Origin of the sequence: Pantoea sp. PNA 03-3 (genome assembly GCF_003201175.1) — a bacterium.
Classification (GTDB): domain Bacteria; phylum Pseudomonadota; class Gammaproteobacteria; order Enterobacterales; family Enterobacteriaceae; genus Pantoea; species Pantoea stewartii.
Genome location: NZ_QICO01000006.1, coordinates 219,762 through 242,760 on the forward strand (window position 1 = coordinate 219,762; position 22,999 = coordinate 242,760).

The 22,999-nt window shown below is 53.6% G+C and carries 31 protein-coding genes, 1 tRNA gene and 2 pseudogenes; 12 read left to right on the forward strand and 22 right to left on the reverse strand.

Annotation, left to right across the window (positions count from 1 at the left end):
- Positions 1-324: 324 nt before the first annotated feature.
- Positions 325-741 carry a Cu(I)-responsive transcriptional regulator gene (gene cueR, locus C7433_RS17245; RefSeq protein ID WP_006117867.1) on the forward strand — a complete coding sequence of 139 codons (417 nt, stop codon included), beginning with the start codon at positions 325-327 and terminating at the stop codon, positions 739-741.
- Here the strand turns inward: cueR and C7433_RS17250 are convergent.
- The 5 genes from C7433_RS17250 to tesA form a co-directional block, all read right to left on the reverse strand.
- Complete coding sequence (locus tag C7433_RS17250) at positions 717-1,175, reverse strand: NfeD family protein (RefSeq protein WP_033738715.1); 459 nt, start codon at positions 1,173-1,175, stop codon at positions 717-719. The two genes, cueR and C7433_RS17250, sit on opposite strands and share 25 nt — an antisense overlap.
- Positions 1,175-2,089, reverse strand: a complete 915-nt coding sequence (locus tag C7433_RS17255) for an SPFH domain-containing protein (protein ID WP_006117865.1) — start codon at positions 2,087-2,089, stop codon at positions 1,175-1,177. The genes C7433_RS17250 and C7433_RS17255 overlap by 1 nt, the downstream gene beginning before the upstream one ends.
- Before the next feature lie 58 nt (positions 2,090-2,147).
- Positions 2,148-3,005, reverse strand: a complete 858-nt coding sequence (locus C7433_RS17260; protein ID WP_006117864.1) for a co-chaperone YbbN — start codon at positions 3,003-3,005, stop codon at positions 2,148-2,150.
- A 79-nt stretch (positions 3,006-3,084) separates the two neighbouring features.
- Entirely contained in the window at positions 3,085-3,858 is a 774-nt protein-coding gene (locus C7433_RS17265) for an SDR family oxidoreductase (RefSeq protein WP_033738720.1), read from the reverse strand.
- A gap of 20 nt (positions 3,859-3,878) precedes the next feature.
- Positions 3,879-4,502, reverse strand: a complete 624-nt coding sequence (gene tesA, locus C7433_RS17270) for a multifunctional acyl-CoA thioesterase I/protease I/lysophospholipase L1 (RefSeq protein ID WP_174250603.1) — start codon at positions 4,500-4,502, stop codon at positions 3,879-3,881.
- On the opposite strand from tesA, the gene ybbA reads away from it, so the two are divergent.
- Together ybbA and ybbP are read left to right on the forward strand one after the other, a co-directional pair.
- Positions 4,470-5,156, forward strand: coding sequence for a putative ABC transporter ATP-binding protein YbbA (gene ybbA, locus C7433_RS17275; protein WP_058701138.1), 687 nt, complete (start codon positions 4,470-4,472; stop codon positions 5,154-5,156). The genes tesA and ybbA overlap by 33 nt on opposite strands.
- Positions 5,153-7,570, forward strand: a complete 2,418-nt coding sequence (gene ybbP, locus C7433_RS17280) for a putative ABC transporter permease subunit YbbP (protein WP_110268616.1) — start codon at positions 5,153-5,155, stop codon at positions 7,568-7,570. The genes ybbA and ybbP overlap by 4 nt, the downstream gene beginning before the upstream one ends.
- 43 nt (positions 7,571-7,613) lie before the next feature.
- Here the strand turns inward: ybbP and purK are convergent, their stop codons facing one another.
- The 4 genes from purK to ppiB form a co-directional block, all read right to left on the reverse strand.
- Positions 7,614-8,678, reverse strand: coding sequence for a 5-(carboxyamino)imidazole ribonucleotide synthase (purK, locus tag C7433_RS17285; RefSeq protein ID WP_006117859.1), 1,065 nt, complete (start codon positions 8,676-8,678; stop codon positions 7,614-7,616).
- Positions 8,675-9,184, reverse strand: a complete 510-nt coding sequence (purE, locus tag C7433_RS17290) for a 5-(carboxyamino)imidazole ribonucleotide mutase (protein ID WP_006117858.1) — start codon at positions 9,182-9,184, stop codon at positions 8,675-8,677. Before purE ends, purK begins: the two co-directional genes overlap by 4 nt.
- Before the next feature lie 312 nt (positions 9,185-9,496).
- Positions 9,497-10,213: a UDP-2,3-diacylglucosamine diphosphatase gene (gene lpxH, locus C7433_RS17295; RefSeq protein ID WP_058708297.1), complete on the reverse strand. Its 717-nt coding sequence runs from the start codon at positions 10,211-10,213 to the stop codon at positions 9,497-9,499.
- Entirely contained in the window at positions 10,213-10,707 is a 495-nt protein-coding gene (gene ppiB, locus C7433_RS17300) for a peptidylprolyl isomerase B (protein WP_006117856.1), read from the reverse strand. Before ppiB ends, lpxH begins: the two co-directional genes overlap by 1 nt.
- 215 nt (positions 10,708-10,922) lie before the next feature.
- Here ppiB and cysS point away from each other — a divergent pair, with 215 nt between their 5' ends.
- Both cysS and C7433_RS17310 read left to right on the forward strand, forming a co-directional pair.
- Positions 10,923-12,308: a cysteine--tRNA ligase gene (cysS, locus tag C7433_RS17305; protein WP_110268617.1), complete on the forward strand. Its 1,386-nt coding sequence runs from the start codon at positions 10,923-10,925 to the stop codon at positions 12,306-12,308.
- A gap of 42 nt (positions 12,309-12,350) precedes the next feature.
- The gene (locus C7433_RS17310) at positions 12,351-13,457 is read left to right on the forward strand and encodes an AAA family ATPase (RefSeq protein WP_058708299.1); all 1,107 of its coding nucleotides are present in this window, start codon (positions 12,351-12,353) and stop codon (positions 13,455-13,457) included.
- Between the two features lie 26 nt (positions 13,458-13,483).
- Here the strand turns inward: C7433_RS17310 and ybcJ are convergent, their stop codons facing one another.
- Both ybcJ and folD read right to left on the reverse strand, forming a co-directional pair.
- Positions 13,484-13,696: a ribosome-associated protein YbcJ gene (gene ybcJ, locus C7433_RS17315; RefSeq protein WP_006117853.1), complete on the reverse strand. Its 213-nt coding sequence runs from the start codon at positions 13,694-13,696 to the stop codon at positions 13,484-13,486.
- Positions 13,696-14,562: a bifunctional methylenetetrahydrofolate dehydrogenase/methenyltetrahydrofolate cyclohydrolase FolD gene (gene folD / locus C7433_RS17320; protein WP_006117852.1), complete on the reverse strand. Its 867-nt coding sequence runs from the start codon at positions 14,560-14,562 to the stop codon at positions 13,696-13,698. The genes ybcJ and folD overlap by 1 nt, the downstream gene beginning before the upstream one ends.
- Before the next feature lie 174 nt (positions 14,563-14,736).
- Between folD and C7433_RS17325 the strand changes: the two genes are divergently transcribed.
- Positions 14,737-15,240 (forward strand): DUF1198 family protein, encoded by a 504-nt coding sequence (locus C7433_RS17325; RefSeq protein ID WP_110268618.1) that lies wholly within the window; start codon positions 14,737-14,739, stop codon positions 15,238-15,240.
- A 94-nt stretch (positions 15,241-15,334) separates the two neighbouring features.
- Positions 15,335-15,411: transfer RNA gene (locus tag C7433_RS17330), tRNA-Arg, on the forward strand.
- A gap of 15 nt (positions 15,412-15,426) precedes the next feature.
- Here C7433_RS17330 and C7433_RS17335 read toward each other — a convergent pair.
- The 10 genes and pseudogenes from C7433_RS17335 to C7433_RS23775 all read right to left on the reverse strand — a co-directional run bounded on the left by C7433_RS17335 (position 15,427) and on the right by C7433_RS23775 (position 19,914).
- Positions 15,427-16,584 (reverse strand): tyrosine-type recombinase/integrase, encoded by a 1,158-nt coding sequence (locus tag C7433_RS17335; RefSeq protein ID WP_369974388.1) that lies wholly within the window; start codon positions 16,582-16,584, stop codon positions 15,427-15,429.
- A complete protein-coding gene (locus C7433_RS24145; protein ID WP_110268620.1) occupies positions 16,467-16,814 on the reverse strand; it encodes a helix-turn-helix domain-containing protein in 348 nt (115 codons plus the stop codon). The genes C7433_RS17335 and C7433_RS24145 overlap by 118 nt, the downstream gene beginning before the upstream one ends.
- A 191-nt stretch (positions 16,815-17,005) precedes the next feature.
- Positions 17,006-17,284 (reverse strand): hypothetical protein, encoded by a 279-nt coding sequence (locus C7433_RS17345; RefSeq protein ID WP_110268621.1) that lies wholly within the window; start codon positions 17,282-17,284, stop codon positions 17,006-17,008.
- Positions 17,285-17,380: 96 nt separating this feature from the next.
- A complete protein-coding gene (locus C7433_RS17350) occupies positions 17,381-17,698 on the reverse strand; it encodes a hypothetical protein (protein WP_226375884.1) in 318 nt (105 codons plus the stop codon).
- 70 nt (positions 17,699-17,768) lie between these two features.
- A complete protein-coding gene (locus C7433_RS17355) occupies positions 17,769-17,993 on the reverse strand; it encodes a hypothetical protein (protein WP_110268623.1) in 225 nt (74 codons plus the stop codon).
- A pseudogene (locus C7433_RS17360) lies at positions 17,990-18,256 on the reverse strand (DNA polymerase III subunit theta). Before C7433_RS17360 ends, C7433_RS17355 begins: the two are co-directional and overlap by 4 nt.
- Positions 18,229-18,609, reverse strand: a complete 381-nt coding sequence (locus C7433_RS17365; protein ID WP_110268624.1) for a hypothetical protein — start codon at positions 18,607-18,609, stop codon at positions 18,229-18,231. The pseudogene C7433_RS17360 and the gene C7433_RS17365 overlap by 28 nt, the downstream one beginning before the upstream one ends.
- Before the next feature lie 363 nt (positions 18,610-18,972).
- The gene (locus C7433_RS17370; protein WP_110268625.1) at positions 18,973-19,164 is read right to left on the reverse strand and encodes a hypothetical protein; all 192 of its coding nucleotides are present in this window, start codon (positions 19,162-19,164) and stop codon (positions 18,973-18,975) included.
- A gap of 1 nt (position 19,165) precedes the next feature.
- On the reverse strand, positions 19,166-19,762 hold the full coding sequence (locus C7433_RS17375) for a hypothetical protein (RefSeq protein ID WP_110268626.1): 597 nt from the start codon (positions 19,760-19,762) through the stop codon (positions 19,166-19,168).
- Positions 19,759-19,914, reverse strand: a complete 156-nt coding sequence (locus C7433_RS23775; protein ID WP_199227867.1) for a hypothetical protein — start codon at positions 19,912-19,914, stop codon at positions 19,759-19,761. The genes C7433_RS17375 and C7433_RS23775 overlap by 4 nt, the downstream gene beginning before the upstream one ends.
- 42 nt (positions 19,915-19,956) lie before the next feature.
- On the opposite strand from C7433_RS23775, the gene C7433_RS17380 reads away from it, so the two are divergent.
- The 5 genes and pseudogenes from C7433_RS17380 to C7433_RS23575 all read left to right on the forward strand — a co-directional run bounded on the left by C7433_RS17380 (position 19,957) and on the right by C7433_RS23575 (position 22,611).
- Positions 19,957-20,706, forward strand: coding sequence for a hypothetical protein (locus tag C7433_RS17380; protein ID WP_110268639.1), 750 nt, complete (start codon positions 19,957-19,959; stop codon positions 20,704-20,706).
- 8 nt (positions 20,707-20,714) lie between these two features.
- A complete protein-coding gene (locus C7433_RS17385) occupies positions 20,715-21,056 on the forward strand; it encodes a hypothetical protein (RefSeq protein WP_110268627.1) in 342 nt (113 codons plus the stop codon).
- Positions 21,031-21,342, forward strand: coding sequence for a recombination protein NinB (locus C7433_RS17390; protein ID WP_110268628.1), 312 nt, complete (start codon positions 21,031-21,033; stop codon positions 21,340-21,342). Before C7433_RS17385 ends, C7433_RS17390 begins: the two co-directional genes overlap by 26 nt.
- A pseudogene (locus C7433_RS17395) lies at positions 21,317-21,898 on the forward strand (antitermination protein); the annotation flags it as partial. The gene C7433_RS17390 and the pseudogene C7433_RS17395, both read left to right, overlap by 26 nt.
- Positions 21,899-22,263: 365 nt before the next feature.
- A complete protein-coding gene (locus tag C7433_RS23575; RefSeq protein ID WP_146212568.1) occupies positions 22,264-22,611 on the forward strand; it encodes a hypothetical protein in 348 nt (115 codons plus the stop codon).
- 57 nt (positions 22,612-22,668) lie between these two features.
- On the opposite strand, the gene C7433_RS17405 is transcribed toward C7433_RS23575, so the two are convergent.
- On the reverse strand, positions 22,669-22,999 hold a 331-nt coding region (locus tag C7433_RS17405; protein ID WP_110268630.1), incomplete at its 5' end, for a hypothetical protein.

A 22,999-nucleotide genomic window follows, 5' to 3' on the forward strand; every position in this document is an offset into this window, starting at 1 on the left:
TATATGGCTGTTTTTTATGGATTTGATTTAAGTGCCGTGCTTGTGCACGGGCAGCCTGGGGCAGAGGAAGAGCTGCCAACGTAAGCAACATAAGGGAAACAGGAATCAACGCGCGGTCCCTGAAGCCTGACGATGAGCAGGCTCAGACCTCAGAAACGGGGTGATGTGCGCTATAGTTTCTCAGGAAAGCGGGTCAACATAGTGAAGTGAAACCAGGGTGATAAGGCAGAGGCTAAACAGGTAAACTGAGCATTAAGCCAGCAGCGTGCGAACGTTGTTTTCATCATCCCGCTAACTGTTAAGGGGAAGGGCAGGGAACCCATTATGAATATTAGTGCCGTAGCGAAAAAGACCGGACTGACCAGCAAGGCTATTCGTTTTTATGAGGAGAAGGGCGTCGTGACGCCCCCGTTGCGCGGGGATAATGGTTACCGGCATTACAATACGCATCATCTTGATGAGCTGAATCTGCTGCGCCAGGCGCGCCAGGTTGGCTTTACGCTGGATGAATGCCGCGAACTGGTTGCGCTGTTTAACGATCCTGAACGTCACAGCGCCGATGTGAAGGCACGTACGCTGCAAAAAGCCGATGAGATTGCTGCGCATATTGAAGAGTTGCACGCCATGCGCGCACGTTTGCTGGCGCTGGCGGCAGCCTGTCCGGGCAACGACAGTGCAGACTGCCCCATCATTAATGACCTGGCAGGTTGCTGCCGTCAGGCTGACGGCAAACGTGGCTGAATACGTAGCGTGATGCCTTCAACGGCCACGATGACCACTTCGGTTCCGGCAGGCAAATTGTGTTCGGCCTGAACGCGCCAGCTGCTGTCACCGATGCGCACATGTCCGATACCGTTTTGCAGCGTCTGTTCCAGCGTCAGGTGTAAACCAATCATCTGGCTGCCGCGCTGGTTCAGCGAACTGGGCTGCTGCTGACGTTCGCGGTAGCGTAGCCAGCGAGACCATAAAAATACGCTGACCAGTGTGAACAGGGCAAACAGCATCCCTTGTGCGGCCCAGTTCATGGGGAGAAACCAGACTACAAGGCCAACCAGCATGGCGGCCAGCCCGCTCCAGAGCAGATAACCACTGGTACCCAGCATCTCAGCCGCCAGCAGTAAGCCGCCCAGCGTCAGCCAGAATCCGTGCGGATGCGCCACAATTTCGCTGAGCATCAGCGCGTTGACTCGCTACGGGTTTCTTTTAACAACTCACTGATACCGCCAACGGCGCCCATCAGGCTGCTGGCATCCAGCGGCATCATCACCACTTTACTGTTGCTGGATTCGCCAATTTTTTGCAGCGCGTCGGTATATTTCTGCGCCACAAAGTAGTTCACGGCCTGGATATTGCCTGAGGCAATGGCGTCCGACACCATTTTTGTCGCACGGGCTTCCGCTTCGGCCTGGCGCTCACGCGCTTCTGCCTGAAGGAAAGCTGACGTTCTTTCCCCTTCCGCTTTCAAAATCTGGGCCTGTTTCTCTCCCTCCGCGCGCAAAATCTCAGCCTGACGCACGCCCTCCGCCGTTAAAATATCGGCACGTTTGGTGCGTTCGGCCTTCATTTGCGCATTCATAGCACCGATCAGCTCCTGCGGCGGCCGGACATCGCGGATTTCGATACGGGTGATTTTTACGCCCCAGGGATTGGTGGCTTCGTCCAGAATATGCAGCAGGCGCGTATTAATGCTGTCACGCTGGGACAGCATCTCGTCAAGTTCCATGCTGCCCAGAACGGTGCGCATATTGGTCATAGTGAGATTGAGGATAGCCAGTTCAAGATTACTGACTTCATAGGCAGCCCGTGCCGGATCGATAGCCTGAACAAAACAGACGGCGTCGATGGTCACGTTCGCATTATCTTTGGAGATGATCTCCTGGGAGGGAATATCCAGCACCCGTTCCATCATGTTGATCTTATGCCCGATACGATCCATGAAAGGCACGACCAGACTCAGGCCGGGCTGCAGTGTACGGGTATAACGACCAAAGCGTTCAACTGTCCACTGGTAACCTTGCGGCACAATTTTCACGCCGGACCAGACAATGACCAGTGCGACCAGAATAAGAACGGGAATAACCGTGAACATATAACCTCCGGGTTGTCAGCGTGACGGGCCAAGTCGTTCGGCCCGTTTTCTGCTTACCTCAGTAAAGCAGGGAGTAAAGCTGGCGGCGGTAGCGCGCAGCGAGGGCGTCGCCGGTGCCTAATGCAGCCAGAATCTCCTGCAACATTTTACGCGCCTGGCCATCTGCAGCATTCAGATCGCGCTTGATAAAGCTGAAGAGCAGTTCCAGCGCTTCTTCATTGCGTCCGACCTGATGCAGCTGAAGCGACAGTTTGGTTGCCAGTTCGGCGTTGTCCGGATCACTTTCCAGCTGCGACTGCAACTGCTGAATTTCTGGCGTGTCAGCGGCCTGTTTCAGCAGGTCGATCTGCGCGACCAGGCTTTGATAACGGGTGTCCTGATCCTGCAGGGGAACGGCCTTTAAGACGGTTTCAGCTTCGTCGCTACGATTTAACGTAATCAGCACTTCTGCCAGCAGAAAGCCGATTTCGCTGTCTTTATTACTGAGCTGCCAGGCGTCTTTCAGCAGCGGCAGCGCGTCCAGCGGTTTGCCTTCCTGCATCAGCGCCATCGCCTGTTGGGCTTTTAGCTCTTCTTCGCGCGGCAGCACTTTTTCCAGCAGGGCGCGCACGGCCTCTTCTGGCTGCGGCCCCTGGAAGCCATCGACGGGCTGGCCATTCTGGAACAGGTAAACCGTGGGAATGGAGCGTAACCCAAACTGTGAGGCAACCCGTTGTTCCTTGTCACAATCCAGTCTGGCAAGAATAAACTGGCCTGCATATTCCTGCGCCAGGCGTTCCAGCAGTGGCGTCAGTTCCTGACAGTGTTGGCTGCGATCCGACCAAAAGTAGAACAGCACCGGAATCTGCATTGACTGCTCAAGGGTCTGATGCAGGTTGGATTCGTTAATGTCGATAATCGAAGCGTGTGGTGACATGACTAAGTCTCTTTGCAGAAAATGTTTAAAGAATATGGGGCCGACCGACCCGGCTTCAAGTTGTATTCGCGGATTCGCCTCACTGACTGCGAATTATGCGATCCAGTATCCAGCCAGGCAGCAGACGTTTCAACAGGCTCATGATATGCGCGACCAGCGTCACCGGATAACGCAGGCGAGGATGGTTGCTCTCCAGTGCGTGGCGCAGTTTGGGTAAAATGGCCTCAGGTGGTAATGTAAAACGTGCCGCAAGGCCCGGATTTTGCACCGGATTATCCTGCTCGCCCTGAGTAACATTATCCGTGAAGCGGGTATGAATGGGACCCGGTTCGATTAAACTGACACGCACGCCACTGGTATGCAGTTCCATACGTAACGCGTCGCTCCAGGCTTCCAGCGCGTATTTACTGGCCGCATAAGCGCCGCGGCCCGGCGTCGAAATAATGCCCAGCACCGAGCTGGTATTAATGATTCGGGCATTGCCCCAGGCCTTTAAGGCCGGGAGCAGGCGCAGGGTGAGCTGATGAGTGCCGAACACATTGCTGGAAAACTGCTTTTCCAGTTGCTGGCGCGTCAGGGTATTTAAGGGACCATAGGTGCCAAATCCCGCATTGTTAAACAGCGCAAACAGTCGGCCATGCGTCAGCGCCAGTACCCTGTCGGCAGCGCGATCAACGCTGTCAGGATCGTCCAGATCCAGCTGCAGCCCTGTGAATCCCAGGCTGTCCATCCGTGCGACATCGTCGGCTTTACGACAGGCTGCGATGACGTGATAGCCGCGTGCCAGCAGATCTTTGGCGGCGACCAGACCAATCCCGCTGGAGCAGCCCGTTATCAAAATGGTTTTTTGCATGCGTTACCTTTTTTGCACAACTACTGCTTAACTAAGGGAGCCAGCTCTTTTGCCATCAGGTCGGCGATAAACGGTTGGGCATCAGGATTGGGGTGAATCCCATCCTGCTGCATCCATTCCGGTTTCAAATAAACCTGCTCCATAAAAAAGGGCACTAAAGCAATGTCGTACTGTTTTGCCAGTTGCGGATAAATATCGCGGAAGGCATCAGTATAACGGCGGCCATAGTTCGCGGGTAAACGTATCTGCATCAGAATCGGTTTTGCCTTTGCGGCTTTCACCTGATCGATGATGGTGCCCAGCGTTTGCGCCACGTCTTTGGGAGGAAAGCCGCGCAGACCGTCATTACCGCCCAGTTCGATTAACACCCACTGCGGCTGATGTTGTTTTAATAGGGCAGGTAAGCGTGCCAGCCCTTGTGCGGCGGTATCGCCGCTGATACTGGCATTCACGACGCTGGGCTGCTGCTGCCACTGTTTATTCAGCAGGCTGGGCCAGGCCTGACTGGCTGACATTTGATAGCCTGCGCTCAGGCTGTCACCCAGCACCAGCAACGTATCGGCCGCAGCAAGACGGGACACCAACAGACAGCACAATAACAGGAAAGGATAATGCCAGCGGAAAACATTCTTGAAGTTCATCATCTTACTAAGTCCGTGGGTCAGGGGGAGCATCAGTTAACCATCCTTACCGGAGTTGAGTTAGTTGTCAAACCAGCAGAAACGATAGCCCTGATTGGCGAGTCAGGATCCGGTAAATCTACTTTGCTGGGCATTCTGGCTGGGCTGGATGACGGCAGCGAAGGTGAAGTGCATCTGTTGGGGCAGCCGTTACATCACATGAACGAAGAACAGCGTGCCGCGTTGCGCGCGAAGCAGGTCGGGTTCGTGTTCCAGTCATTTATGCTGGTGCCCACGCTCAACGCGCTGGAAAACGTCCAGTTACCTGCACTGCTGCGCGGTGAGAGCGATCGGCAGAGCCGCGATCAGGCGCGCGATCTCCTGACGCAGTTAGGCCTGGCCGGGCGTTTACAGCATCTGCCTGCGCAGTTATCCGGCGGCGAACAACAACGCGTTGCGCTGGCGCGGGCGTTCAGCGGCCGTCCGGGGCTGCTGTTTGCCGATGAACCCACAGGCAATCTGGATCGCCACACCGGCGATCGCATTGCCGACCTGTTATTTTCCCTTAATCGCGATTTTGCCACGACGTTAATTCTGGTTACCCACGATGCGCAGCTGGCGGCGCGTTGTGACCGCCGTTTGCGTCTGCGCGAGGGAAAATTATGGGAGGAAAAATGATCTGGCGGTGGTTCTGGCGTGAGTGGCGCTCGCCCTCATTATTGATCGTCTGGCTGGCGTTAACGCTGGCTGTCGCCTGTGTGCTGGCGCTGGGATCGATTAGCGATCGCATGGAAAAGGGGCTGAGCCAGCAGAGCCGGGATTTTATGGCAGGCGATCGCACGTTGCGCAGCAGCACGGCGGCGCCGGCGGCATGGCTGGATAAAGCCCGCGAAACGGGGTTATTAGTCAGCCGACAGTTAAGCTTTATGACCATGACTTTTGCCGGTCAGACACCGCAGTTGGCTGCGGTGAAAGCCGTAGAAAACACTTATCCGATGTTTGGTGAGCTGAAAACGCAGCCGCCAGGCCTGAAGCCCCAGCCCGGTACCGCGCTGGCCGCGCCGCGTTTAATGGCACTGCTTAATCTGCACGTCGGCGATGAACTGGATGTGGGCGATACTACGCTACGTATTACGGGTGAGATTATCCAGGAGCCAGATGGCGGTTTTAATCCGTTTGAGATGGCTCCGCGTTTACTGATTAACCTGGCTGACGCGGATAAAACCGGCGCCATCCAGCCCGGCAGTCGCCTCACCTGGCGCTACAAATTCGCAGGCAAGCCTCAGCAACTGGACACGTATGACCGCTGGATAACGCCACAGATTAAAGCCGGGCAGCGCTGGATCAGTATTGAAAATTCGGAAGACGCGCTGGGCCGCTCCATGCAGCGTGCCCAGCAGTTTTTGCTGTTATCTGCTCTGTTAACGCTGATGCTCGCCATTGCCGCCGTGGCGGTCGCCATGAGTCACTACTGCCGCAGCCGCTACGATCTGGTGGCCGTGCTGAAAACGCTGGGTGCCACGCGCGGCGCGTTACAACGATTGATCATCGGTCAGTGGCTGGCGGTGTTGCTGCTGGCCGCCCTGGCCGGTGGCGCAGTCGGTCAGGTGGTTGAAGCCATCCTGATGGCAATGTTGAAACCGGTGCTGCCGGCGTCTCTGCCAGCGGCCAGCCTGTGGCCGTGGGTGTGGGCGATCGGTTCGCTGTTTGTGATTTCCCTGCTGGTGGGATTACGTCCTTACCGCTTGCTGCTGGCGACACAGCCGTTACGCGTGTTGCGACGCGATGCCGTTGCCGCCGTCTGGCCGCTGAAAATCTATCTGCCCGCGATGGGCTTACTGGTGGTGGCGCTGCTGGCGGTACTGGTCGGCGGCAGCAAAATGCTCTGGGCACTGCTGGCGGGCGTAATGGTGCTGGCAGGGCTGCTGGCCCTGCTCGGCTGGGGCACATTACTGCTTCTGCGTCGTTTGTCCGTACGTAATCTGGCGCTGCGGCTTGCCATTAATCGTTTACTGCGTCAGCCTGCTATGACGCTGAGTCAGCTTGCCGCCTTTTCCCTGTCGTTTATGTTACTGGCGTTGCTGCTGGTGATGCGGGGTGATCTGCTGGATCGCTGGCAGCAGCAGTTGCCCGCAGACAGCCCGAACTTTTTCCTGCTCAACATCACGGCGGAGCAGATTCCGCAGGTGCGTGAGTTTCTGCAGTCGCATCAGGTTAAACCTGAAACCTTTTACCCGATTGCGCGCATGCGCCTGAGTGAGATTAACGGTCAGCCTGCCGATCCCGCACGGGACAACGCGCTGAACCGCGAACTGAATCTGACTGCGCTGGCAACGCTTCCCGATCATAATCCGCTTGTCGCGGGGAGCTGGCCGCCGAAAGCCGGAGAAGTGTCCATGGAGGTGGCGCTGGCCGATCGCCTGGGGGTAAAACCGGGCGACAGTTTGACCTTTGAGGGCGATACGCAGCGGTTCAGCGCCAAAATCACCAGTCTGCGAAAAGTGGACTGGGAAAGCCTGCGCCCCAATTTCTTCTTTATTTTTCCCCCCGGCGCGCTGGACAGCCAGCCGCTGACCTGGCTGACCAGTTTCCGTCTGGACAACCGTGCCGCATTACTGGCGCAGCTTAACCGCACATTCCCCACGCTGAGTCTGCTGGATATCGGCAGTATCCTGCGTCAGATTGGACAGGTTCTGACCCAGGTCAGCCAGGCACTGGAAATCATGGTAGTGCTGGTCACGGCCTGCGGTGTATTGCTGCTCATGGCGCAGATTCAGGTGGGGATGCGCCAGCGCCGACAGGAGCTGGTCGTCTATCGCACGCTGGGCGCGGGCAAACGTCTGCTGCGCACTACGTTGTGGTGTGAATTTGCGCTGATTGGCGTCGTCTCGGGCATTGCGGCGGCGCTCGGTGCTGAGGCCGCACTCTGGGCATTGCAGCGTAAAATCTTTGATTTTCCGTGGCAACCCGACTGGACATTGTGGCTGGCCTTACCGCTGGGCGGCGCGCTCTTACTGTCGCTCTGTGGTGGCTGGCTGGGCGTGCGTTTGTTGAAAGGCAATGCGTTGTTCAGGACGTTTGACGCGACGTAAAACCGACCGGGCGCGATGATACTGCGCCCGGTCGTGAACAGATTTACAGCTTGGCTGCTGCCCAGCGAATACCGCTGGCATACCCGGCAGGTAACAGCGGCAACAAGGCCTGCAAGGCGGCAGCGAGACGGCTCTGGTCGCTGTCGGTCAGGTTGAGGTGACCGACTTTGCGTCCTTCACGCACCGCTTTGTCGTACCAGTGCAAATGCACCAGCGGCTGCTGGAGCCAGTCAGTATTTAACGCTGTGCCAATCAGGTTAACCATCACTGAGGGCGCAATGACCACGGGCTGTGGCAGAGCCAGACCCAGAATAGCGCGCAGGTGAAGTTCAAACTGACTGATTGAGGCCCCGTTCTGAGTCCAGTGCCCGCTGTTGTGAACGCGAGGCGCCAGTTCGTTAATCAGCAATCCCTGCGGCGTGACAAAGCATTCCATGGCCATGACGCCGACGTAGTTCAGCTCGTGCAGGATAGCGCTTAACATCGCCTCAGCCTGCTGTTGCTGCGCGGCATCTGCCTGCGGGAACGCAACGCTGGTACGCAGAATGCCTTCTTCATGCAGATTATGTGTCAGGGGATAAAATACGGTGCTGCCATCGTGGCCGCGCGCGCCGACCAGCGACACTTCCCCCGAGAAGTTAATGCCTTGTTCGACAATGCATTCACCGTAACAGTCGTCGGGTAACGTATCGGTTTCACCGGCACGTAACCGCCATTGACCACGACCGTCATAACCGCCCGTGCGGCGCTTAACAATAGCCAGTTCGCCCAACGTTTTGAAAACGTGCGGCCATTCACCTTTATCCGCCAGCAGTTGCCAGGGGGCAGTCGCCAGACTGAGCTGATCCAGCAGCTGTTTTTGCGTCAGACGGTCGGCCAGCCGCGGGAAAATATCGCGATTCACAAAGGCCGGGTGGCTCGCGAGTTCGCGCGTCAGTGCCGTCTCGGGCCAGCGTTCGATCTCAGCCGTAATCACGCTCCCGGCGATAGGCAGGGTAGCGGGGTCGGCATCCAGGCCAACCGGATGCACGGCAATGCCCATAGGCTCGCCCGCCTGACGTAACATACGGCCAAGCTGTCCGTTACCCAGTACGCAAACCGGCTTCATGCTTCCTCCCGCGGGTCCGGATTGTCCAGTACCTCATCGGTCTGTGACTGACGCCAGGCGGCCAGACGTGACGCCAGCGCGCTGTCATGAATCGCCAGAATCTGCGCCGCCAGCAGGGCTGCGTTAGCGGCGCCCGCTTTGCCAATGGCCAGCGTGCCGACCGGAATGCCGCGTGGCATTTGCACAATCGAGTAGAGGCTGTCGACGCCGCTCAGCGCGGCGCTCTGTACCGGCACACCGAGTACCGGCAGCAGGGTCTTGGCAGCCAGCATCCCTGGCAAATGCGCCGCGCCACCGGCACCGGCAATAATCACCTGAAAACCGTTGTCCGCTGCGGTTTCCGCAAAGCTAAACAGTTTATCCGGGGTACGGTGCGCTGACACCACTTCCACATGGAAGGGCACGTCCAGGCTGGTAAGGATTTCCGCAGCGAACTGCATGGTGGACCAGTCACTTTTGGAACCCATAACAACTGCGATGCGGGCCGGGGCGGCATTCGACGACATGCGGTCAACTCCTGTGAATAAAAACACACCTGACCAGGCGGACAGGTTTTGAAGGGCACAGAGAATACCATGAGAAAGGCGCAAGGAAAACGGTTGCGTCGGGCGGGTTAGCGTCAGACGATAAGCTTATCGCATCAGGAATGCATACGGCCTGAGTGAGTCAACTCAGCTCACTGCAGAGCGGGGAAGGCAGGCGGCAGGGCGTGAACGCGTTTTACTATGCTGACCTGCCGTCCGTTCGCACAGTCCCCGGGTACTTTGCGCCGCTCGACGGGCCTCAGCGCAGGTGTGCAACGCGATGTCACCGGACGACTAAAAATCGAAGTCGATGAGCTGGATGCCGTTTGCATCCAGTTGGATCATTGATCCCCGGCTGTGCCAGGCACCCAATACCGCGCGCTGTGCGGGGGCTCCGTTCAGCGACACATCATGGATGGCGGGGCGGTGCGTATGACCATGAATCAGTAAAGGCACCTGCTGACGTACCATCGCATCGACCACGGCCTGTTGATTGACATCCATAATCTCCAGCGACTTATGCTGGTTGGCCTGTTTACTGTTGGCGCGCATCCGTGCCGCAATCCGTTTACGAATAAACAGCGGCAGCGTCAGGAACAGACGTTGAATCCAGGGATTATGCACTTTCGCCCGGAACTGCAGATAACCCGCATCGTCGGTGCACAACGTATCGCCATGCATGATCAGAAGTCGGTGACCATAAAGCGTCAGAACCTGCTCCTCGGGCAATAAGGTCATGCCGCTGGCGCGGGCAAAGCGTTTGCCGATCAGAAAATCGCGGTTGCCGTGAATAAAAAAGACCGGCACGGGCAGGGCATGAAGGGCGCTGGCAACCTGTTGATGCAGCGGATTCGGATCGTCATCACCGATCCAGGCTTCGAACAGATCGCCCAGAATATAAAGCGCGTCGCAGTGAGGCGCTTCGCGCTGCAAAAAATGCAGAAAACCGGCGGTAATCGCCGGTTCTTCCTGACACAGATGGAGATCTGCGATAAACAGCGTGCGCGACATTACTCGCTAACGGTCACTTTCTGAATGATGACGTCATCTTTCGGTACGTCCTGATGCATACCGCTGCGACCAGTTGAAACCGCTTTGATTTTCTCTACCACGTCCATCCCTTCAACCACTTCAGCAAATACACAGTAACCCCAGCCCTGCAGGCTTTCGTCACGAAAGTTCAGGAAGTCGTTGTCCGCCACGTTGATGAAGAACTGTGCGGTCGCAGAGTGCGGCGCAGAGGTACGGGCCATGGCCAGCGTGCCTTTGGTGTTTTTCAGACCGTTGTTGGCTTCGTTACGGATCTCTTCTTTGGTGGCTTTCTGCTTCATGCCAGGCTCAAAACCGCCGCCCTGAATCATAAAGCCGTTAATCACACGGTGGAAAATGGTGTTGTCGTAGAAACCTTCACGGCAGTAATCCAGGAAGTTCTTTACGGTTGCGGGCGCTTTGTCATCGAAGGTCTTGATCACGATATCGCCATGGTTAGTCTGGAAAGTTACCATTTTTTTCGTCCTGTAAAGGTTGTCGTCAGTAGCATAGGGTGTGCTTTTAAGCGCACACGCCTTTTTCTCGAACGTTCTTATATCATAATTTCCGATAATACGTCAGCCAGGCAGCGCAGTTGGCTTGCTTTGCGTCGCGTGACAGATAAAAATACGGCACAATAACAGGATACTCAAAACGGTGCGTTACGCACGCCTCACTACGGAAACCCCCAATGCTGAAGATTTACAACACCCTGAGTCGACAAAAAGAGGAATTCACCCCTATTCATGCTGGCAAAATCGGCATGTATGTCTGCGGCATCACGGTGTATGACCTCTGTCACATTGGGCACGGGCGCACGTTTGTGGCCTTCGACGTGGTCTCGCGCTATCTGCGCTACGTCGGTTATGACGTCAATTATGTGCGCAACATTACCGACATTGATGACAAAATCATCAAACGAGCCAACGAGAACGGCGAGAGCATCGAAACGCTGACCAACCGTATGATCGGCGAAATGCACAGCGACTTCGATGCGCTGGGGATTTTACCGCCGGATGTGGAGCCGCGTGCCACGCGCCATATTCCTGAAATCATTGCGCTGGTGGAAACGCTGATTGCCCGCGGTCACGCCTATGTCGCGGATAACGGCGATGTCATGTTTGATGTCCTGAGCGATGTTGATTATGGCGCACTGTCGCGTCAGGATCTGGAGCAGCTACAGGCAGGTGCGCGTGTAGAGGTTGCCGACGTGAAACGTAACCCGATGGATTTCGTGCTGTGGAAAATGTCCAAAGCGGACGAACCTTCATGGCCATCGCCGTGGGGCAACGGTCGTCCGGGCTGGCACATTGAATGTTCGGCGATGAACTGCAAACAGCTGGGTGCGCACTTTGATATTCACGGTGGCGGTTCTGATCTGATGTTTCCCCATCATGAAAACGAAATCGCCCAGTCGACCTGTGCCCACGATGGTCCGTATGTGAATTACTGGATGCATTCCGGCATGGTGATGATTGACCGTGAAAAGATGTCGAAGTCACTGAACAACTTTTTCACCGTGCGCGATGTGCTACAGCATTATGATGCCGAAACCGTGCGTTACTTTCTGATGTCGGGCCACTATCGCAGCCAGCTAAATTATGGTGAAGATAACCTGAACCAGGCACGCGCCGCGCTGGAACGCCTTTACACCGCGCTGCGTCATACTGACCGCACCGTAGCGGCCAGCGGTGGCGAGTCGTTCGAAACCCGTTTCCGCGAAGCAATGAACGACGATTTCAACACGCCAGAAGCCTATTCGGTGCTGTTTGATATGGCGCGTGAAGTGAATCGTCTGAAAGGTGAAGACATGACGGCCGCCAGTGCGCTGGCAGCAAAACTGCGTGAAATCGCCGATGTATTGGGGATTCTGCAACAGGAGCCGGAAGTGTTTTTGCAAAGCAGTGCCCAAGGCAATGACGACGAAGTGGCTGAAATCGAACACTGGGTCAAAGCCCGCGCCGATGCGCGTGCGGCGAAAGACTGGGCGCAGGCGGATGTGGCACGCGATAAGCTCAATGCGCTGGGCGTGGTTGTGGAAGACGGCCCGCAGGGTTCCACCTGGCGACGTAAATAAAACGCAACACAGGAGAGGGCGAGCAATCGCCCTTTTTTGTCGATGACGATAAAGCAGATTCACATTCGCGGTTTCCGTTCGGTACGCGATCTCACACTTCCGCTGCACCCGCTCAACGTGGTGAGCGGTCCCAACGGCTGTGGTAAATCCAATCTTTATAAAGCGGTGCGGCTGCTACACGAGGCGGCTAACGGACGGCTTGCTCTGGCGCTGGCCGAAGAGGGCGGGGTGCAAAAAGTGATGTGGGCGGGCGGATTGCGCCGTGGCGACCGCCGACATGATCCTAAGCGGCTCATCCTGGCCGTGACGATGGATGATATGGATTACCAGCTGGAAACCGGTTTTCCTGAACCGCTATCAACGAGCCTGTTTAACCTGGATCCGCTGGTTAAAGAAGAACGCATCTGGCTGAGTGGCCAGCAGCGCCGACCGTCTTCCTGCATTATGCAGCGCACTAATCAGACCGCCTTTCTGCATAACATCGACGGGGAGCGCGTCAGTTATGCTGGCGTACTGCATCCTGAAGAATCCCTGTTTGGACAACTGGGTGAGCCGCACCGCTATCCCGAACTTTCCCGGATGCGTGAACGCCTGAAAGCATGGCGCTTTTATCATGAGTTTGCCGTCTGGCCAGGTTCACCGATTCGTTCGCCGCAGATTGGCGTGCGCGCACCCGTTCTGGCCCATGATGGCAGTAATCTTGCCGCAGCATGGGCAACGATAGTGGAACGTGGGCATCATGAACTGTTGTATAAAGTGATGAAAACAGCCTTCCCGGACACTGAGTTTCAGGTGGATGTGCAGAACGGACGTTTTCAGATGCTGATGCAGCGCCAGGGCATTTTGCGCCCGCTGGAAAGCGCCGAATTTTCCGATGGTACGCTGCGCTTCCTGTGCCTGGTCGTGGCGCTGCTCAGCCCGCGCCCGCCTGCCTTTATGGCGCTGAACGAGCCTGAAAACAGCCTGCATGAGGATTTACTGCCTGCCCTTGCCGCCCTGATTGCCGAGGCCAGTCAGTTCAGTCAGTTATGGATCACCAGCCATTCACCCCGGCTGGCGACGCTGATTGCACAACATGCAGAGGTCAGTCACATTGCGCTGGAGCAGGTTAACGGTGAGACGCGGATAGTGGGAGAGGCGCGGATTTAAGGTGCCCCGCCTGGGGCACCAGCGGATCAGGCAACAACGGTAACGCGCTGCCCGGCAAACTCGACCGTTTGCCCCTGAAAGATTTTGCAGCGCTTACGGGTTTCGACTTCGCCGTCGACCCGCACCTCGCCGTCACCGATCGCCACTTTAGCCTGTGCACCGCTTTCTACCCAGCCTTCAAGTTTCAGCAGATCGCAGAGATCAACGTGGGGAAATTTGCCCAAAGAAAACGTAGCCATTATGCCTGCTCCCCATCATGAAACGCTTCGCATGCCTGCAAGGTATTTTGAATAAGTGTCGCCACGGTCATTGGCCCTACGCCACCCGGAACCGGGGTGATATAAGAAGCACGTTCAAAGGCAGCCTCATAATCCACATCCCCGACCACTTTGCCGCTTTCAAGACGGTTAATACCGACATCGATGACGATTGCGCCCGGTTTAATCCAGTCGCCCGGAATAAAATGGGGTTTACCGACCGCGACAATCAGCAGATCGGCGTGTTCAACATGGTGGCGCAGATCGCGGGTAAAACGGTGCGTGACGGTGGTTGTGCAGCCGGCTAACAGCAGTTCCATGCTCATGGGACGGCCCACAATATTTGATGCACCGACAACCACCGCATTGAGCCCGTAAGCATCAATGTTGTAGCGCTCCAGCAGTGTCACAATGCCGCGCGGGGTGCACGGGCGCAGTTTTGGCGCACGCTGGCACAGGCGACCAACGTTATAGGGATGGAAACCATCAACATCTTTATCGGGCGTGATGCGCTCAAGCACTTTGACGTTATCAATGCCGGCTGGCAAAGGCAGCTGCACCAGAATGCCATCGATCGTGTTGTCGCTGTTAAGAGTATCAATCAGCTGCAGCAATTCCGCTTCACTGGTGGTGTCGGGCAGATCGTAAGAGCGGGAGATAAAGCCGACTTCTTCACAGGCGCGGCGTTTGCTGCCGACATAAATCTGTGAGGCAGGGTTCTCACCTACCAAAACTACGGCCAGACCCGGTGCACGTTTACCGGCGGCCAGGCGTTGTTTCACTTTTTCTGCAACCTCAAGCCGTACCTGCTGCGCAATCGTTTTACCGTCAATAATTTTTGCTGCCATCAGAGCGTAAATCCACTGTGTTGAGTTTGAATCGGGAATGGCGCCTATTTTGTCAGAAGCACGTCCGGCTGTCAGGTAGAGATTCTGATCACAGTGTGGTTACCGACATTTCGCCGTGACGAAAGTATGGGTTAACGCTTATGATGCCAGACAGAGAAATGAAGGGAAGACGTAATGATTTGGTTAATAATCGCCACTTTAGTTGTCGTGTTTGTTATAGGCTTCCAACTGCTGACCGCCGGTTCGCGCCATGCCGCTCAGGGGCTCAGTAAGCGTCTACAACTCCCGCCGGTTCATATCGAATCCATGCTTTCCCTGATGGGAAAGGAGGCGGCAAAAGAGTTTACCGACTACATCAGCGGTGATAATGAAGCATATCTGAATAATGGTGCGGCAGTGCTGGTAATCTGGCAGGTGATGATTGTCGATGGCAGCGATGAAAATCTCTGGCGCTGGCACGGCGCACTCAGCCGGGCAGGCTTTACCGCGACGATTTCCCGCCAGCAGTTGTTGCTGGCGTTGGGCTTTTTGCGCCAGCTGGAACCGGATAGTCATGAGCTTAATGCGCTACGCGAGCAGTATAATACGCGCGTGACTCAGCAAGGCGTTGAGCTGGAAGGTGAAACCGCCGAGGTGAGTAACCTGGTGTCGCTGAGCGCCTGGCGAGACAAACATTAGCGAAAATTGGTCATTACCTGGGCACTCACCGCGTCGGCGCGGCAAAAACGTTGACGTAACAGCGTTCAACCGTATAATTCGACCCAACCTCTCCGCGCCCTTAGCTCAGCTGGATAGAGCACCGGCCTTCTAAGCCGTAGGTCACAGGTTCGAATCCTGTAGGGCGCGCCACTATCTTTCAATGACTTAAGCAAGTTTTAAGCCTACCTGATTTCCTCCTTGTGTCGTATTTGTGTCGTTGTCACCCAAAAGTGAGTCAATTTTGCGCGCATGTTCGGTCAGGTGGTTAGGTGCCAGGTGTGCATACCTGCGTACCATTTCGATGCTTTCCCATCCTCCCATTTCCTGCAATGCAGAAAGTGGAACGCCTGCCTGAATCAGCCAGCTTGCCCAGGTATGCCGTAAGTCGTGAAAACGGAAATCCTCAATACCTGCCCGCTTGAGTCCTATCCGCCACGCCGTGTTATCATCACAGCGCATTTTTCTGACTGATGGCGTCTTGGTGCCGTCTGGTCTGGTTGCCTCTTTGGTGTGAACGAAAACCCATCGTGAATGCTTTCCTATTTGCTCCTTCAGTACCCGGCATGCGGTATCATTCAGCGCTACGCCAATAGCCTTGCCCGCTTTGGCGTTCTCCGGATTTATCCATGCCACCTTCCTTTGCATATCAACCTGAGTCCACTCCAGATCCAGAATGTTTGAACGGCGTAAACCGGTGGACAGCGCAAACACAACCACTAGTCTGATGCTGTCTGGCATGCAGTCGATGAGCCTGTTTGCTTCCTCTCTGGTCAACCAGCGAATCCTTTTGCTTACTGGCTTCTTGGTCTTAATAACTGGCGCTGTCTTTATCCATCCCCATTCGTTTGCCGCGGCACGAAGAAGTGATCGCATAAAAGAAAGGTAATGGCTTTTGGTTCCTGCGCTGACTGGCCGGTCTTTGTATTCAGGCACGGGCTTGCTGTCCCTTAAGGCCGCATCGCGCTGAATCTCCCATTTTCGGCGGTGGTTGCGGTTGATCATCCTGCCAACAATCTTCTGCACCTCCTCGCCGGTAATAGAGGAAATATCCCGCCCTGAGAAATGACCAAGAAAGAACTCAAACTTTACCTTGTCATCATCCAGGCTTCGCTTGTGCTCCTTCTCGTCCAGCCAGCGCATGCAGGCCTCTTCGAAAGACCTCACAGGTAGGTCGCCTAACTCCTCGACCCGCCATGCCTCCGCTTTTAGCCGGTCGTGCAGCTCCTGCGCTTGCTTTTTGTCCGCTGTGTTAAGCGAACGCCTAACTCTTTTGCCATTCGGGGTAAAGAAATGACAGTGCCATACCCCGCCTCTGAGGGTGATTGACATGATGGACCTCCGTTTTTGCCATCACCCATGCTCGCCGGGCGATTCTGTGATGGATTGCGAACATAATCAATACAGGCGGAGCGAAGCACCAGGTACTTGCCGCTGTCTCCACCAGTTCTGCGCGCTGGCAACTCTCCGCGGCGAATCAGGTTACTTACGGTTCTTGCTGAAACTTTCAGGTAAAGCGCGGCCTCGGCAAGCGTCAATGGCTCGTCGTTTTCCATATTTACTCCTCAGGTGGCTTGCTGTGTTTGAATGCGTAAATGAGAGCGATGAGAAGGGCGAGAGTGAGAATGTCGCCCGGGTCGGCGGTGATGGTGATGTTCATGCTGCAGCGCTTTTGCGTGTAACTTGTTACTCCTGAATTTGGGCGTAAAAAAACCTGCCGGAGCAGGTTATTAGGAATGAATCTTGGTCAGATTGGCTGCTTAAATTTTTGTCTAAACAAAAAACCATTACTGTTTCTATACATATACTCCCAGTCTTTATAAGGAGCGTCACCAATGCTCATGCTAAAAAAACTTCCAGGGTCAAGTGCGTCGAAAAGCATTTCACTAGTAGGATCTTCAAGAACGGTTAACTCAAACTCAACTACCAAAAACGAAAGGTTCTTGCTGGGGTTTGCTTGAGTCTCTAAGAATCCTCGAAGCGTTACATCAGGTGCTTCCGGAGCAACAACATCAACCTTAATCATTTCCCTTCCTCCCTTTGATAAACCGGGTCCGATCCCCGTGGAAAAATAATCGAATCATAACAGCGAAACTTTAGTCGCCTATTAGTGAAATATGGCTCAGTTGACTGTTTCTGCGGATTTATTGGCTTCATAATTTCGCCGTTTTTCAATCATCCTGATGTAGAAGTCATAAAGCTCTTTGCGCATGCGCAGCTTCATTTCAACAGGTAAGGGCTCCTGCGATTTCTTCCACTCATCCAGTTCAGGCTTGCAAGCAACATAAGCCTCATCAACGATTTTTTTTGGCTCAATATCGGACTTAATTAAGGGGATGGTGTGGTCATTCAGGCATTTAACCTCTGGCGTTTCGAATGACCTGTCATCCGCGATTGCTGTCATAGAAAGCAATATTACAGATAAAAAAATCCACCTCAAGGCTTCTCCTCCGTTTCATTAGCCGGGTCCAATCCCCGTGGAAACCTCATCGGCCCTGAGTGGTGAAACTTTAATCTTGCTTATTAAAGTCCAGCCATTCCTCCCAGCAATGTTCCGGGTCAATATCCTTATACCCACGCCGCTCAGATACCGCTAAGACCCCTTCAGCATCCGTGACAATAGCCGTGGCATTATCACGAATAGACAACACCTCCTCTTCAGTCAAAGGAGAGCCTTTCTCTTCGGCTTTAGAAACAAGAAGGCTGATGAGGGAGGGGATGAAAAGGATTATCACTTATCCTCCTTCTGATAAACCAGGTCAGTATTACGCGGAAACTGCAGTGCCGCGTTTCTGTAATGCTGCAACCTCTGCCTGAAATATTCGCGATATTCCTCCGGTTGCTGCATCTCCACTTCCATGGGGATAACCGGCATATTCATACGCTCTTTATAAGTAAGGCCAAATGCGGCTAAATCCACGTTAAACTTGTCGCGCTCTTATTTGCTTCTTGCCGCAAAGTTGCGTGACTTTACTCTTCCCCTTGAATGACACCATATGAGTGGGGAGGGAGCCCAGCTTTCACTTTCTGCTCAATCGGCCCTTCCTTTAATTTCCACTTCGTGACCTTATCAATCCTTTTCCAGTACTCAGGCGTTCCATGATTGCTGTCATCGTGAAAGAAAATTTTGTCTGTTGTTGCCGAAAGGACCTTATGTGAAACAGCATTTTGCTGTGCCAGGGTTGGCTTTCTGGCCAGCGTAAATGGGAGGCCAATCACGTCGTACTGACGATTAAAAAATTCCCACGTATTATCACTGAAGCCCTTAATTTTTCTCATTCCGTAAGGGGCAATGATATGCCTTAATGTATATCCGTGATGATTACTATTCTCAGTACCATTTCTTGCCATCGCCTGTAGCCTTCAATCAAATTTATCCCATCTGTTTATACTACCACTACAGTTTTTGTCAGCTTATATAAATGTAAATCTACTAACTGCCAATTATAGCGCGCCACCTACGGCATCGCTGCTTCTATATGCTCACGCAACGCAGTGGCATGATAATAATAGTCTTCTTAATTACTTGCCCGTGCGCGGAGCAATCCTCTGATTCCGTAACGTAAAAGTGTTCCCACTTCGACGCACATAGAAACAAGCCAATCAATGCGTTTGGTATCTTCCGAGACTATTTCAGCTAGTCATTGGCTGGCGTAGTCAATCATCGCCTGCACATCACCTACAAATGGATTGGGGGAATTAGTTGTCATGGTTTCACCTGTGTTCACCTTCATTTATGAGCGCGTCTATTTTATCTTTGACGCGAGAGCTGGTTACTTGCTTTGCGTAAGGGCGTTGTTTACCGCTTTTGGGTGAGACAAAGATGCTGTAATGGCTGAAGCCATTATCATGGTCAGCCCTGCCGTAATCTCGGCCGTCAATCTCAACCAGAAATACGGTTGCCATATCAACCCGCCTTATCCGCAGTGTCATGGGTGCCGGAGCGGAGTTGCTCGGCAGTATCAGTGGCTATTGCGTAAATGTCAGATCCATCATCAGCCAGCACTAACGCATTTCTCACCGCGATAGCCCCTTCCGCCCGCACCGAGTTCAGGTAAGCGTCGGTGGCTGGGGTTTCAATGTTCGGCAATAGAGCGTAATCACACCACTCAGTGATGCCTTCGGCGCAATTGTCACCTTCTTCAACAGGCCGTAACCCAGTCATAGTTGCGCGTTGCATGATGACACCCCAGACAACGCTACCAACTTCATCAGACCATCCGTCACAAGCCTCACCGCGATACTCTGAAAGCGATGTTTCAGCGAAATCCTGTGCTTCCTTGGCGGTTTGAAACTCTTCGTAGCCGCAACCGCTGTCATATGCAAAGAAACCATGCGGGCCATCTTTCAGCGCCGCATTCTCCGCAGCCATCGCATCCAGCTTCTGCTGCAATTCATCAAACTTGCGCACCAGATAAGCTGGTAAATCTTCGTTAAGACGCATGTCGCCAGGTAAACATTTACCGGTCAGCAATCCACGCATTTCGCATTCGGTGATTTTCATTTCCCTTCTCCTGAATCCGCTACAGACACCACGACAAGCTCATCGTTATCGAATGACTCTGGCTTATCGTTGATGTAACAAAGCACCTTATTGGCAAGGTGCCTGACGTTGGTAACCATTGCTGTTTGCTCATCGGCTAATACGATGAACATGAAGCTGTTGAGGCGATATGCCGGTATGCGGCATTGCCTGCGGTGAAGTGTTTGCATGGGGATTGTCCGGTCACCTGCGCTATTAAAGCCTGGAAGTCCCGACACGCTTTCATCTCCTTCGCCCATGCCAGCCAAATCAATCTTGCCTCTGAATTCTGCCAGTCATTCGCCCTCGATAATGGCGCGTTTACTGCCTGGAAAGCAGCCGGCCGGAACAAAATTGACTGGAGCGATTATTACGACTTCGTGGCGCGCTGGAAAAATCACCCAGGCTTTGACTTTGCAATCATCCCTGACGTTATCGACGGTGGAGAAGCAGAGAACGAGGCGCTGCTGGATGAGTGGCCGCACGGTGATTTCTACGGCGTGCCGGTCTGGCACATGAACGAAAGCGACGACCGGTTTATTCGTCTCTGTAATGAGTATCCGTGGGTGGCGATCGGGAGTTGCGGAGAATATGACGTTAAGAGGCCAAATCTGGCTGTAGCGCGCATGAAAGACCTGATTCGGCACGTTACTGACGATTACGGTCAGCCTATCGCAAAACTACACGGACTTCGCATGCTGAACCCACTCATCTTCACCAAGCTACCGCTGGCGAGCGCTGATAGCACTAATGTAGCGAGAAATATCGGCATCGATAAGGCATGGTCAGGAGCATACGCACCTGCATCCAAAGAAACTCGGGCGGCACTGATGGTCGAACGTATTGAGTCACACAATAGCCCCGACTCACTGCATTATTGTGAGCAGCGGGACCGGTTCAACATGCAGCTACAGCTGGCTGTATAGGAGCAATCATGAACAACGTAATTCCCTTAAAGCGTTCTGAGCACGTCATATCAGACGTCGAGCTGGACATGCTGGCAAATGACCTTACTGCTATTGCCACGCGCTATGCAGGCTTTGTGTCACTCCCTGCAGCTATCTGCAAAACCCTTAGCGATGCACTGAAGAGAGACAAGGGCGGACCGGATTTAATCAGCACTCCAGACCATGTAATCGAAGAGAAATTCAGAGAGAAGTTCAGCTTCAAAGAGAGCATCAGTGAACTTCAGGCGCAAATAAACAGGAATGGTGGCTATAACTTCGAAGCCTTGAGAGAGGAGCAAGACGATGGAGAAGGCAACGTTCCTGCTTAGGAGCGACAGCATCCGACAGAACTGCATCAGTACCATCCAGCAACTCCCCGCCAGTCCCGACAAACCAGTCGAAATAGTCATTCAGGAACGCAAACGCAGCTCGGATCAGAACCGGCGCATGTGGCCGCTATTGCATGACCTGTCCCGACAGGTTGAGTGGTACGGACAGAAGTACACACCTGACGACTGGAAAGACCTAATCACCGCACTCGTAGCGAAATCCAAAAACGAACAGCAGCGCACCGCACCCGGCATCGGCGGTGGCCGCCTTACGCAAGCTCGATAAGGATATTAAGCGACAGGTAATGCAAACGCTCGCAAGTTTTGCATTTCTCGATTACTGCCAGAGCGCTTCAAGCAAGAAGCCGTGTAATTGCTGTAATGCCACTGGCTTCATCGACGCAGAAGTATTCACCATGAAATCACGCTTTGGCACGCAAAGGCCTGGTGCGGTGACGGAAATTAAGCGCGTTGCTGAGTCTCTTCCTGAAAATACGGCTTATCAGGTGCGTGATGTTGAGCGCGTTCTTTGTCCTGAGTGCAAAGGGAAGTGCGTGGTGTCATCAGCCTGCAGGGATTGCAAGGGGAGGGGAAAAGCGATGATGGAAGCAGAAAGTAAACGACAGGGCGTACCGGTAATGGGTGACTGCAAACGATGCAGTGGGCGAGGGTTCGAGAGAATACCTTCTACAGACGCCTATAATGCAATCTGTGATTTTACCGAATCGATCAGCCTGGATACATGGAAGAAAAGCGTCAAACCGTTTTATGACAGACTTATCGTCAAGCTTGAGATTGAAGAGTCTTGGGCTAATGCTGCATTGAATAAAGTTACCGCTTAAAGTCAGAAGCCCACCTAGGTGGGCTTTTTGCTATTAGTTATCAAGCATTGGGGAGGCTAGGCCACTTCTTGTAAGCGAAGAGATAAAGAGTAAAAAAGTGCAATCCGGGAAAAGACAGCAGTAGTGCCATTTTCCATCCGAATCCGGCCTTCTGAGCCATGCGCAAGCATGGGATGAACATGAAGAACCAAATTATGAATGTCATTGCTGCTAGAGGGTTTGTGTTTTCCATCTTTGCTTCTCCTGATATGTTTGGCATGTGATATCGGCAAACTCCTGTAATAATTTAGGAAAATAACCATTTGCACCACCTCTCACCCAATTCATGCTACGATTTGCGCTCTGTTACTTCTGGGAATATGGGCATGAAATTAGCTTTAGCTGTGATGGTATTGCTGGTGTGCTCCGCGGCGCACTCTGATACACAGAGTGCTGCAGAAAATCTAAGCGACTGCGTAACCCATTATGCGGACAGTCAAATCAAAACCACTAAATCGGCTGGTGACATCTCTAATGAATCTTTTGATAAATGTAGCGCAGAGCTCTCTGAATACCATGCCTCAATAGGCCCTGATAAAGCGCAATGGTCTGGTTTAAGTGCACAACAAAAAGAAGCTATTTCAAAAATTAGAGACCAGACAACCTCCAGGGTTCGTGAGAGTTTATCTTCACAGATTGTCACCTTTATCACAGAATCGCGCAAGAAATCCTAACGCACTTTTGCGGGTTTATGTTGTGCAATCATAAATGGCTCATTATTTTATCGTGGGCTATTTACTTTTCCCGATGCTGGGGATATGATTTCCAACAGTTGAAGTTGCGTGCTGTTGTTCAGCGCGTAACAATTCAGTTGCAAACAATCTGTGATAACCAGAAAGCCCTGCGGACTCACCATCTGCGAGGGCTTTTTTATTAAAGTTTTGGAAATGATCAGCGATAACTCCTTCATACTGTTTTGGAGGAGGCTTCATGTTTATTGAATGGATAATTAACAATCTAGCAGTTTTGTAAGCATCCCGGTAAAACGAACCATTCACTTTTAGAGATCTTCCGACATACTGATTATGTCCTCTGAGGAGATCGCCATGCGTAAAGCCCGAT